This window comes from Lysobacter sp. A421 (assembly GCF_054052145.1).
In genome coordinates this window covers 36,169-48,172 of record NZ_JBSVRL010000004.1, presented here as the reverse complement: position 1 = coordinate 48,172, position 12,004 = coordinate 36,169, and the positions used below count along the sequence as shown (strand labels likewise).

Genomic DNA, 12,004 nt, shown 5'->3' with positions numbered 1-12,004 from the left:
GGTTCGGCTTAACTCAGGCGCTAGGTAGCAGGGGAAAGCATGTCGCGAACTGATGCACGACGCAGGCTGATATTTGCTTTTTCACCACTCGCACTTGTCGCTATCTGTGCTTCCATCCAGCTCATAGCGGGACGCTACGTCGGTGTATGGGCATGGGTTCCAACCATGCTTGGCTTCTGGCTGGTCATTGCGTTTCTGCTGCACAATTACCCAGGCTCGCGGCCGCGGCAGAGATTTCAGCGCGCTTCTGGTTCACGGTTTTGGTCAATTCTCGCACTGTTGGCTGGCTTGCTCTCCTTGCATGGCTTTCTAGGCAGCTGGACCCTACTGGACAACACCCAGCTAATTGCCGCATGGCTTGTATTCGCTTTAATCAATCCGTGGTTCGAGGAGTCATACTGGCGTGGTCTGCTCATTGACTCCACGGCTTCGTGGGGCAAACTCGCTAGCTTGCTGTATTCATCGGTATGGTTCGCTGCGAGTCACCCGCTCGTCTGGGGGATCTACTCACTCCCACTTCGCAAGCCCGAGGCAGTTGGGGCACTCTTGCTCGTTGGGCTAATCTGGGGCTTGGCGTATCAGCGCACTGGCAGTTTGCGTTGGTGCGTGGCCGGGCACATCCTAGCCAACCTGCTCGGGCTTGCCGCCCTCGTTCTGCTCAATATATATGATCCAACCATTAGGTAGCGAGCTGCTGCCTAACAATTCGTTCAAGTCGGGTTAACTCAGTTAGGGCTTATCGGGGGCGCCGCTGGTGTTGCACTTACTTTTTTAACCCGCGGTGCCTAACGCCTGAGTTAAGCCATAGACGGAACTCTACGTTACTGCGTGTGTGCCGACGCTGACGCAATCCCGACTGGCATCCATTGCGGGTCAAATGTCCACCGAAGAGCAATCGGGGTTGCCAGCTCCGCATTATTTCCATGCACAGCTCCCAAGGTTAGCTGAGAGCGCCAACGTAGCGCGGGCGGCGCGTGGATTTTCAATACTTCTACCGCGCGTCGGAACGCATCCTTCATCTTGTCGTTCTCGTTGCTGCCGAGGCTGAGGAACAGATCGTTCTTCAACGATGGGCTTTCCTGCAAGAAGTGATCGAGCCGTATCACCATTTCACTATCATCGCGCCACAAGGCCGGACTATTTGCAAAGTATGCATTGAATAGCGGTGGATTTTCTGTAAGCGCGTACACGACGAAAAGGCCACCCCGCGAGTTTCCCGCAAGTATCCGTGTGGATGAGGTGCGATAGCTTCTGTCGATTTCCGGTATAAGCTCGCCCCTCACAAATGCAAGGAATTTATCAGCGCGTCCTTCGGGGCTATTTTTGTCATCAAGGTCTTGCTGCATTCCAGGAGGCGTGTAGTCGCGCTGCCGTCCTTTGCCGCTGATGTTTGGAATGCCGACAACGATAACTTCCGGTGTTACGCCAATCCGTGCCATCAAGGCGGCCGATGCTGCGGTGTGCAGATCCTCCGAGGATCCATCGAGAACATAGATCACCGGGTAACGCTGTTTGGGCGCGTGATTATAAGATTCTGGCAAGTGCACCAAGTATTGGCGCTGCTCTCCAAGCGTATCCGATGAGATGGTCTCTTGCTCAACCGACGCATCAAATACTGGGCGTTCAAATACATACAAACTCGCAAACCAAGTGATGACCGCGGTAAGAACCGCCGTTAACGGCAAGGCCGCAAATATCCATTTCTTCATGAGCTTGTGTCTCGATATTGCGAATGACGGACCAAGCCTAGTGCCGGCTAAAGTTAGTTGGCTACCAGCGTGCGACAAAATGGCCGAGCGGATGGATAAAGCGGTGAATACGGCGACGAAGGGTCGTGCTGCCTAACAAATCATCCAAGCCGACGCCGCTTCGCGCCGCGGCTTAATTCAGCAACTGTCTTGTGATTAGTCGGGTCAAGCCTAATCAGACCCTCCGCACGCCGCTCCAGCGATAGCCCGTGGCTGCAGCCGACGGTCGGCGCAATGGCTTGTGCACTTTGCGTCCAGCCCTCGTCGACCCTAGGCTGGCAGGAATCCCCCTGCCGGTTTGCCTGCCATGTCCCACCAGCCCACTCCCACGTTGCTCTCGTTGGCCCTGTCCGCACTGCTCGCCGTCGGCCTTCCCGGCTGCTCGGCCGAGCAACCGGCAACCGACGCCACCACAGACGCTGCCAACACGGACACCGCAGGTGCCGGGGCAGCCGCCCAGACCGATGCCAAGGCCCCGGTGTTGGGCCGCTTCGGCTTTGATGCCGCTGGCATGGACCGCGAGGTAGCGCCGGGCGACGACTTCTTCGAGTTCGCCAACGGCACCTGGGTCGACACCACCGAAATCCCGGCCGACCGTTCCAGCTTCAACAGTTTCACCCGCATCCTGATCGACAACGAGAAGAACGTCCGCAAGATCATCGAGGACGCCGCCGCCGACACCGCGGCCACGGGTGAAACCCGCAAGATCGGCGACACCTACACCGCGTTCATGGACCAGGCCGGAATCGAGGCCAAGGGCGTCTCGGCGATCCAGCCCCGGTTGGACGCGATCGCCGCGATCAGCGACAAGCTCGCGCTTGCGACCGAGTTGGGCAGCCAGCTGCGCGCCGATGTCGACCTGCTCAACGCCACCGATTACTACACCGACCGGTTGTTCGGCCTGTGGGTCTCGCAGGACATTCACCAGCCCGACCGCACCGCGCCCTACCTGGTACAGGGCGGACTGGGCATGCCCGACCGCAGCTTCTATCTGGGCGATGGCCGCATGATCGAACTGCGCAAGGCGTACCAGGCGCACGTCGCCAAGGTGCTGGAGCTCGCCGGGATGGATGAGGCCGCCGCCAAGGCCGAGCGCATCGTTGCACTGGAGACCGCGATTGCCCGCGCGCACGCCACCCGGGAGCAATCCAACGACGTCGAGGCCGGCGCCAATGCCTGGACCGCTGCCGACTTCACTGCCAAGGCGCCGGGTCTGGATTGGGAGGCGTTCCTGCAGGCGGCCGACCTGGGCGAGCAACACGATTTCATCGTCTGGCAGCCGGACGCGGTTGCCGGCATCTCGGCGCTGGTGGCCTCGCAGCCGCTGGACACCTGGAAGGACTACCTCGCGTTCCATGCGCTCGACCGGAATGCCGCTTACCTGCCCAAGGCCTTCGGCGACGCGCACTTCGCGTTCCACGGCAAAACCCTCAATGGCACGCCGGAGCAACGCGCGCGCTGGAAGCGCGGCATCAGCGTCACCAACGATGCACTCGGCGAGGCGGTCGGCAAGCAGTATGTCGAACGCCATGTCAGCGCCGCGACCAAGACCCGCGCCGAGGCGATGGTCGCCAACATCATCGCCGCGTTCGGCAAGCGCATCGACGCGCTGGAATGGATGAGCCCGCAGACCAAGGCCGAAGCCCGCGCCAAGGTCGCCGGCCTCACCGTCGCAGTCGGCTACCCGGACACCTGGCGCGACTACACCGCGCTGGAGGTGAAGCCCGACGACGCGCTGGGCAACGCACAACGCGCAGGCCAGTTCGAGTACCAACGCAACCTGGCCAAGCTCGGCCAAGCGGTCAACCACGACGAGTGGTACATGCTGCCGCAGACGGTCAATGCGCTGAACGTGCCGCTTGAAAACCGGCTGATCTTCCCAGCCGCGATCCTACAGCCGCCGTTCTTCGATCCCAATGCCGACGACGCGGTGAACTACGGCGCAATCGGTGCGGTCATCGGCCATGAGATCAGCCACAGCTTCGACAATCTTGGCGCGCTGTTCGACAAGGACGGCAAGCTGCACAACTGGTGGACTCCGGACGACCTGGCCCGCTTCGACGACGCCGGGCAGGCACTGGCGCAGCAGTTCAGCCAGTACCAGGCGTTCGACGATCTGTCGGTCAATGGCAAGCTGACCCTGGGCGAGAACATCGCCGATGTCGCCGGCCTGGCCACCGCCTACGACGCTTACCACCTGTCACTGGATGGCAAGCCGCCGCAGACGCTGGAAGGCTTCAGCCCCGACCAGCGGTTCTTCCTCGGCTTCGCGCAGGCGTGGCGCGGCAAGTACCGCGAGCCGGCGTTGCGCAACGCCATCCTCACCGACGTCCACGCCCCCGGCCGATTCCGCACCCAGACCGTGCGCAACCTGGATGCGTGGTACCCGGCGTTCGAGGTCGAACCAGGCCAGGCGCTGTATCTGGCGCCGCGGGACCGGGTAAAGATCTGGTGATCGGAAGAAACCAGATGAACTTCGCCAGAAAACTGCTTGCCCGTTTCAAGGGCAATGCGCGTGCGGCCTTCGTCGCCGGACACGCTGCCCAGGCTTCCCGCGCGGGCAGCGTCGAGCCAGCCGCCGCCCGCGCATCGGTCACCCCCGGGCTGGCAGGGACATTCACCAGCCACTCGTTCACCAGCGACGCCGGCACCCTTGACTACAAGTTGTACATCCCCAGTGGTCACCTCGGCGCCAATGGTCCACCGGCGCCGCTGGTGGTGATGCTGCATGGTTGCAGCCAGTCGCCCGATGATTTCGCGGCAGGCACACAGATGAACCGGCTCGCCGATGTGCATGGCTTCCTGGTCGCCTATCCGGAACAGTCGGCCGCGGCGAACATGAACCGGTGCTGGAACTGGTTCCAGCCCGAGCACCAGAAATACGGCCGCGGCGAACCGTCACTGATCGTCGGCATCACCGAACAGGTCGCATCAGACCATCACGTCGATCCGGAACGGATCTTCGTCGCCGGCCTGTCCGCGGGCGGCGCCATGGCCGTGATCCTGGGCGAGTGCTATCCCGACATCTTCGCCGCGGTTGGCGTGCATTCCGGCCTGGCGTTCGGCGCCGCCGATGGCTTGATGTCCGCGTTGTCTGCGATGAAGTCCGGCGCCAGCGGGTCGCGCAGCGGTTCAGCCGTGCAACGCGATGCGCACCGACCGGTACCGACGATCGTGTTCCAGGGCGACGCCGACCACACCGTGGCCCCAAGCAACGCCGATCTGATCGTCCGCGACGCGACCGCATCCGCCATCGAGCCGCTGACCGCGACCACCGAGAAAGCCCTGATTCCCACTGGGCGCTCCTACACCCGCGAGGTGTTCAGCGATCCCGCCGGGCATCCACAGGTCGAGTACTGGCGCATACACGACGCCGACCATGCATGGAGTGGCGGCAGTCCGCAGGGTAGCTATACCGATCCCGCCGGGCCCGATGCCTCGGCGGAGATGGTGCGGTTCTTCCTCCAGCAGGGCTGAGATGGCCTGAATAAATAGATTCGGAAGAACACGCTTTTCACGTCGTCAAACCTATGGATGGGAGACTGGGTTGCGCTCCCTAGATCTTGAAATCGTCATAGGCGACTTGCTCCTCGGCAATGCCCAAACGGGTCAGCAGGCTTCGGGTGGCAGCAAGCATCGCCGGGGGCCCGCAAAGGTAGAACTCGCAGGACTTCAGATCAGGATGCTTTTGCAACAGCCCTTCATCGGTGGCTTCGTGCACCAACCCCCTGATCAAGCCTGCGCCATGCTCTGCGGCTTCGGACAGCACCAGGTGCCATGTGAAGTTTGCATGCTTCCTGGCCAGCGTCTCCATCTCCTCGACATAAGGCGCCTCCCGCATGTTGCGCGCGCCGTACCAGAAATGGATGCGCTCTTCCGCGCCGGCTTCAAGCAGCGAGTGCACCATCGCCCGCAGGGGCGCCATCCCGGCCCCGCCGCCAATGAATACCTTCTCCTTGGCGCCGGGCTTTATCGCGAAGTCGCCGAATGGACCGCTGAAGCAGACATGGTCGCCCGGCTTCAGTGAGTAGAGATAGGTCGATCCCTTACCGGCGGGCTGTCGCCTCTTGTCCTGTCGCCCGGGGCTGAACCGCGCAAGCAGAGTCACATTCCCGGCCGTCTTTTCCATTGGAAGAGACAGTGAATACGAACGGCGAACCGGTTCCTTGCAGACCAGATTTTCGGGCAGGTTCAAACCGGACCAGTCCTCACGATGGTGCTCCGGATGATCCAGGTTGTTCCGTTGCAGGCGGTAACCGGGAACATGGACCTGCAGATACGCGCCAGGCTGGAACTCCGGTCCCAGCGGCACCTCCGGCGCCAGTACGAACTCACGCAGGAAGGGAGTCACTGCCGTGACGCTGACCACCTTGGCGACGCGTTCGGTCCATAGTGCGGCGCCCCCGGCCACCTCGATCTGGCCGTCCGATTTCACCGGCAGGTTGCAGGCCAGCCGATAGCCAGACCTGAGACGGCTCTCATCAATATGCATTCGATCGGCACTGGTCGGAGGCGGTGCATGGCCACGCACACGCACCACGCACAGCCCGCAACTCTGGCCACCCCCACAGTTGGAGGGCAGCTGCAGTCCGTTGCGTCCCAGCGCGAGGTACACCGTGTCACCGGAGTGCGATTCCACGGAGCGCAACTTGCTCCCGTCGGCGCCGTACACCGTCAGCTCGCGCCGTGGCCGCCAACGGGCCGGAATGAACTCGCCAAGACGGAAGCTGGCGATGAACAGCCAGATGCCGGACAACGCAAGCCACAGCCCGCCCGCACCAGCCATCACGATGAGCGGGTTATTGAAATCCTGCTGCCTCGTGTAATCCATGAAGTGCAGCATCATGGCGAAATCAAACAATCGCCACGTGTCATTCCGTCGCTCCAGGATGGCTCCGTCCTGGCCTGACAGATACAACGTGGTCGCATCATCATCGGTGAACGCAACGCGCCATATGGGCCTGGTGTGACCACGGACCTCCCAGGTGACTTCCGGCATGAGTTCCGGCAACGCGGCGTGTCCATCACCCACGTAATCCCGGGCGGCAATGGCGGCGACATCCGCCGCCGTCACCGGCACCGGGCTTCCGTCCCGGATATCCGCAAGCCAGCTGCTGGTGCCGTCGCTCAGGCGATAGACCGGCTGCGCGGCCAGCCAGTGGGACTCGACCACCTGGACCGGACGATTTTCCCCGGCGACGATGATTGCCGGGGAGATCGCCGCTTCCGGCCACGGTCGCGACTGGGCCGCGGGTGCCAGATGGTGCAGGTTGTTCACGGTCGCGGTGTCCAGCAGGCTCATGACCAGCGCGCTTGCGGTCCAGATCACGAATTGCAGACCGATGATCAGGCCGACCCACTTATGCAGTTTCTGGATCCAGGGAGTCATGCCGCCGACCTCCTGCGAAAACTGTAGAACAGCAACCACACACCGCTGAGCATGAACAGGAGCCCCACGGATGCAGCAACGCGAAGCAACGTGTTGTTGACGTCCGAGCGCTGCTCATAGTCCATGATGTGGAGCATCCAGAGGAAGTCGAACACCCGCCAATAGGTGTGCCGGGTGGCCAGCAGTTCTCCCGTCTGTGGCGAGAAGTACAAAGCGGTATTGCCGCTGTCTCCGAACTTCGCCTGCCACATCGGCACCGGTCGAGTACCCACCTCTTGCGGCGCCTTGTCGAGCAACTGCAGCGATTCCAGCAATCCATCGCCCTGATAGGTCGACAGCGCCAGTTGCCGCGCCTTTTCCTCGTCAATCGGACCGAGCAACCGGCCAGTGCCTGCATCGACCAGGTCCACGCCTCCGGCATGGTTGACCTCGTAGACCGACTCGCCAAAAAGCTGCTTGAGACGAAAGCCGTTCATCGCCGGGTACCGCGCGGCAATGACGGCGGGATCGATCAGGGTGCTCTGTTTCGGGAGCGGCTGGACCGCCACGTGATTGAGGTGGTCGCCATGGATGAAGTCGATCGACATGGCGGTCATGTACAGCCCGCCTATCGACCACAGCAGCGCCTGCACGCCGATGACCAAGGCGATCCACTTGTGGGCCCGACGGGCCCAGAATGCGGGTTTCATAGTTGATTCCTGACGGATGCCGCGAAGAAGGGAACGTCACCCTCTCCGGCTTGTTCGCCGGAGAGGGTTGAGCTGATCACCAGCGGTAGGTGAACTTCGCGTTCCAGCGACGACCGAGCAGGTCGTAGCTCATCGTGTCGGTGTTCGCATCGGTGTAGCTCTGGATGAACGGAGCCTGCTTGTCCCAGAGATTGTCGACGCCAAAAACGATGTCGGAAGACTTGTTGAACGAATACTTTGCCTGCGCGTTGTGATAGCTCACGCTCGGCGCATGGTCTCCGATATCTCCCTTCGAGGCGTTGATGTCATCCGCCTTGCCGATGTACTGGATGCTGTAGGAACCCGACCACGGCCCCTGCTCCAGGGTCAGCGAGCCGAACGAGCGCCACTGGGTATAGCTGCCGCGACCCCCGGTGATTTTTCCGGCGTACTGGATCTCTTCCGCGGAGGGAAACGGACGCACGTCGTAATTCTTCAGGTAGGACGTATCCAGGCTGAAGCTCGCCCGCAAACCCGCCAGGTCGAACTGGTAAAGGGCCCCCATATCGATGCCTGAGACACGCTCACTGGCCGCGTTCACCGGCTGGGCAGACAGGTAGTTGATCTCGCCGGTGAGCGGATTGCGGGTGAAGTTGGACGCGCTGCAAAACTGATGGGCAAGCCCGGGCGTGTTGTAACAAACTGCCAATTTGGTGGATCCGGGAATTCCCTGGATCGCGTTGTCAATCTTGATGTTGAAGTAGTCCAGCGTAAGGGTGAGGTCGTCCACGAATGTGGGCATCCAGACCGCACCAACCGTCAGCGTTTCCGCATCCTCCGGTTTCAGATTGGGATTGCCGCCAACCGTGGTCTGGATCGCTTTGCCCAGTTGCGTATAGCCCGCTGGCACGCCCGATGCTTGGCAATTTTGATAAACCACCGAGGAGGAAGGCAGGCTGGCCCATCCGCTGCAGGGATCGGTGGTAGTCAGGCCCCCTTCCGAAACGCCGCCAAACAGCTCCGGCACATTGGGAATTCGAAACGCCGTTGAATAGTTCGCGCGCATTTTCAGCGATGGCACGAGCTCCCAGTCCAGACCGACCTTGTAGTTGGTGTCTGCTCCGAAGATGTCGTAATCGGAGTAGCGAAACGCCGTGTTCAACGTCACAGACTGCGCGAGGAACTTGTCCTGGAGGAGCGGGATCGCGATCTCCACGAATGCCTCTTTCGCGGTGTACTCACCAGCGATTGGATCCTGCCGGTTGGTGTTGGCCATGCCAAGCACGGTCAGCGGATCCGGGTCGCGCCACCCGCTTTCGCGGCGGACTTCCACGCCAGTCGCCATGCCCACCCAACCGGCAGGCAGCTCGAACAGCTGGCCGCTCACGTTCGCGGTGAAGCTCTTCTGCTCGTTTCCACCTACGTCGCGCGAGGTGTACAGAATGTAGTCGAGCACCTCTTGGGAGACATCGCCGTACCCCAGGTAATCACCGCACGGGACGGCTGCACCCGGTGCATTGCTGCACAAGGACGTGTCCATGGTGTTGTCGAAGCGATCCAGGTTGGCGACGCCGGTGGAACCGTCGTCGCCCGTGTTGCGGCCCCAGTTGATCGCCATCGACCAGTCCCAGTAGGTCCCGATGCCACCCTCCACGCCGAGTACCGTGCGAAACGTGTTCACGTCCTGATAGAACTCGCGGTTGCCGCCTTCTTTCAGGCTGCGCCGCTGCAACAGGATGTCCTGTCCGGTGGGGTTGGTCGGATGATTTGCTGAGATATTGATTGGGCGGTAGATCCCGAGCGTGCCGGGCGTCGCCAACTGATCTGACTGGCGGTTGGTGTACATCAGCTCGGCAAAGCCCCGGACATTGTCCGTAAGTGCGTAGTCGCCGAACGCGCTGAAGCTCAGGCGCTTGATCGGATTGACGGCATTGAGCGCCGGATAGGAGTTCTGGTTGTGCTTCTCCGGCGAATAGGCCTCGTAGAAGTCACCGTCACCGTTGGGGTCCTGGTTGAAGTTGATACGCGTGCCATCGGGCAACAGCGCACGACCACCGATGGTGCTCGAGCTGCCCACGCATTCGAGCTTCCCGTTGACTTCGCCCAAGCCGCACGGGGCGCGGTCGGCCATGTTGACCGCGCCACTCTCGGAATAGTTGATAGCAGCCATCAACGAGCCTCGATCCGAGTTCACACCCCACGCCACATCCACGGCGCCTTCTTCGCCGTCCTGCTGGAACGTTTGGCCATAGCTGACGGATGCTTCGACTCCTTCGAAATTCTTCTTGGTAATGATGTTCACCACGCCAGCCACGGCGTCGGCACCGTAAATGGCGGACGCGCCGTCCTTGAGCACTTCGATGCGCTCGATCAGCGCCACCGGAATAATGTTGAGGTCGACCGAGCTGTTGGCTCCGGTGCCGCCATTCACGATCCGGCGGCCGTTCAACAGGACCAGCGTGCGGTTAATGCCCAATCCACGCAGATTGACCTGCGTCGTCCCGTAACCGTTGCCGGCCCAGTACGCGTTGGTCTGGCTGCCGGCAAATCCGGCCGATGCAGGCAAACGCTGCAACAGGGTTTCGACGGAAATGGCACCCGAGCGCTCGATGGTCTCGGCATCGATGACTGTTACCGGGCCGACGCCCGAAATCGCCGCACGCTTGATGTGGCTACCGGTGACCGTGACGGCATCCAGTGTGGTCGCTGATGATGGCTTCCCTTCGTCTGCGGACTGGGCGGATGCGGTGGCGACGATGCCGGCGGACAGCAACGCGCCGACCGCCAGCGCGAGATGATTGCGCTTACAGAACATGGTGAACTCCCAAACGGTAATTTTCAGAACTTGTCGGCAAAAGGTTGGGGCGGCGTTGAGAACCAGGACCCGCAACAAAGAGGCCGCCACGAAGGCAGCCGGACAAGATCAACCAATGGGAGGTCGAAAGAGCGAGGACGATGCACCTTGAGCGACCGTTGTCAGGTTGCCAGAGACCTGCACGAAACCGATCCAGAAGGCGTCGGTCGAGATACCTCTGGCCAGTGCCAGGGTAACGAAGCCGCAAGCACACTCACACCCGTTATCGCTGCAACCGCAGTCTTCGTGCGAAGCGTCGGAAGGAGTGGTCGAGGTGCTGTCTTCACAGTCCGACACGGCAACCGCGTCCGGTGCGTGATCTGCCCCTTCATGCCCCGCGCTGGGGACATAAGTGTCGGCATGGTGGACAGCAGCGACCGCCATCGTGCTCTTTTGCCACGCCATTGCACTGCCGTCGAGGCAGAACGCCAGGACGACCATGCAACGAAGCAGTAGCGAAAAATTGCGCATCGGAAGTAGCGGAACCTCAGTTGTCTATACCACCAAGTACCACGACCCAAGAGAGGGTGTCAACCAAACTCCACATGAAGTCTCCAAATCCGTGCGATTGGTTTCTACGTGTCTTCCACAAGATGTATAGACATGCCATGCTGAGTTCATGGAAAAGCCACAACCCGAATACGCAAAGCTGAAGCAGTACATCCTCGGCCAGATAACGAGCGGTGTCTGGCCACCACACAGTCGGATCCCGAGCGAAAACGACCTGGTGCTCCAGTTCGGTGTTTCACGGATGACCGTGAACCGCGCGATCCGCGAGCTCAGCGATTCCGATGTGGTCATCCGGGTGCAGGGAGTCGGGACGTTTGTCGCCGTCCCGAAAGTCGAGTCGCCGATGTTCGAAGTCCGGTCGATCCGCGACGAGATCCGCGCGCGCGGGCAGCTCCATGTGGTCAGCGTTCTGGTGCGCGAAACCATCGAAGCACGGGCACCGTTGGCGCGGGAATTTTCCTTGCCGGCAAGCACTGAACTGTTTCATTCGCGGCTACTTCACCTCGCGGACGGCAAGCCCCTCCAGCTCGAGGATCGCTTCGTCAATCCCGCCAGCGCGCCGGAGTACCTGGAGGTCGATTTCACGCTCGAGACCCCGCACGAATACCTGACCCGCACGGCACCGCTGGAGCGGACCGAACACACGATCGAAGCCGAGCTGGCCAACAAGGGCACCGCCAAATTGCTGCAGATCAGCGCGGGCGATCCGCTGCTGACCTTGAGCCGGCGGACCTGGTCGCGCGGGCGGGTGGCCAGTTTCGTACGTCTTGCGCATCCCGCTGCCAACTACCGCTTCGTTGGCACTTTCCACGTGGGCAACGCGCCCCATTCGTGA

At 61.5% G+C, this 12,004-nt stretch carries 9 protein-coding genes; 4 read left to right on the top strand and 5 right to left on the bottom strand.

The window, feature by feature from the left end; genetic code table 11:
- Positions 1-39 precede the first annotated feature (39 nt).
- Positions 40-687 (top strand): CPBP family intramembrane glutamic endopeptidase, encoded by a 648-nt coding sequence (locus ACW7G6_RS11650; RefSeq protein WP_456998311.1) that lies wholly within the window; start codon positions 40-42, stop codon positions 685-687.
- A gap of 134 nt (positions 688-821) precedes the next feature.
- On the opposite strand, the gene ACW7G6_RS11645 is transcribed toward ACW7G6_RS11650, so the two are convergent.
- Positions 822-1,709, bottom strand: a complete 888-nt coding sequence (locus ACW7G6_RS11645; protein WP_456980088.1) for an alpha/beta hydrolase — start codon at positions 1,707-1,709, stop codon at positions 822-824.
- Positions 1,710-2,055: 346 nt separating this feature from the next.
- On the opposite strand from ACW7G6_RS11645, the gene ACW7G6_RS11640 reads away from it, so the two are divergent.
- Positions 2,056-4,203 (top strand): M13 family metallopeptidase, encoded by a 2,148-nt coding sequence (locus tag ACW7G6_RS11640; protein WP_456998310.1) that lies wholly within the window; start codon positions 2,056-2,058, stop codon positions 4,201-4,203.
- A 14-nt stretch (positions 4,204-4,217) separates the two neighbouring features.
- Positions 4,218-5,225, top strand: coding sequence for an extracellular catalytic domain type 1 short-chain-length polyhydroxyalkanoate depolymerase (locus ACW7G6_RS11635; protein ID WP_456980090.1), 1,008 nt, complete (start codon positions 4,218-4,220; stop codon positions 5,223-5,225).
- Between the two features lie 79 nt (positions 5,226-5,304).
- On the opposite strand, the gene ACW7G6_RS11630 is transcribed toward ACW7G6_RS11635, so the two are convergent.
- The 4 genes from ACW7G6_RS11630 to ACW7G6_RS11615 form a co-directional block, all read right to left on the bottom strand.
- Positions 5,305-7,137: a 2Fe-2S iron-sulfur cluster-binding protein gene (locus tag ACW7G6_RS11630; RefSeq protein ID WP_456998309.1), complete on the bottom strand. Its 1,833-nt coding sequence runs from the start codon at positions 7,135-7,137 to the stop codon at positions 5,305-5,307.
- Positions 7,134-7,826, bottom strand: a complete 693-nt coding sequence (locus ACW7G6_RS11625) for a PepSY domain-containing protein (protein WP_456980092.1) — start codon at positions 7,824-7,826, stop codon at positions 7,134-7,136. Before ACW7G6_RS11625 ends, ACW7G6_RS11630 begins: the two co-directional genes overlap by 4 nt.
- Before the next feature lie 76 nt (positions 7,827-7,902).
- Complete coding sequence (locus tag ACW7G6_RS11620) at positions 7,903-10,710, bottom strand: TonB-dependent receptor (protein ID WP_456998308.1); 2,808 nt, start codon at positions 10,708-10,710, stop codon at positions 7,903-7,905.
- Between the two features lie 18 nt (positions 10,711-10,728).
- Entirely contained in the window at positions 10,729-11,130 is a 402-nt protein-coding gene (locus ACW7G6_RS11615) for a CopL family metal-binding regulatory protein (protein ID WP_456998307.1), read from the bottom strand.
- Positions 11,131-11,278: 148 nt separating this feature from the next.
- Here ACW7G6_RS11615 and hutC point away from each other — a divergent pair, with 148 nt between their 5' ends.
- Positions 11,279-12,004: a histidine utilization repressor gene (gene hutC / locus ACW7G6_RS11610; protein ID WP_456998306.1), complete on the top strand. Its 726-nt coding sequence runs from the start codon at positions 11,279-11,281 to the stop codon at positions 12,002-12,004.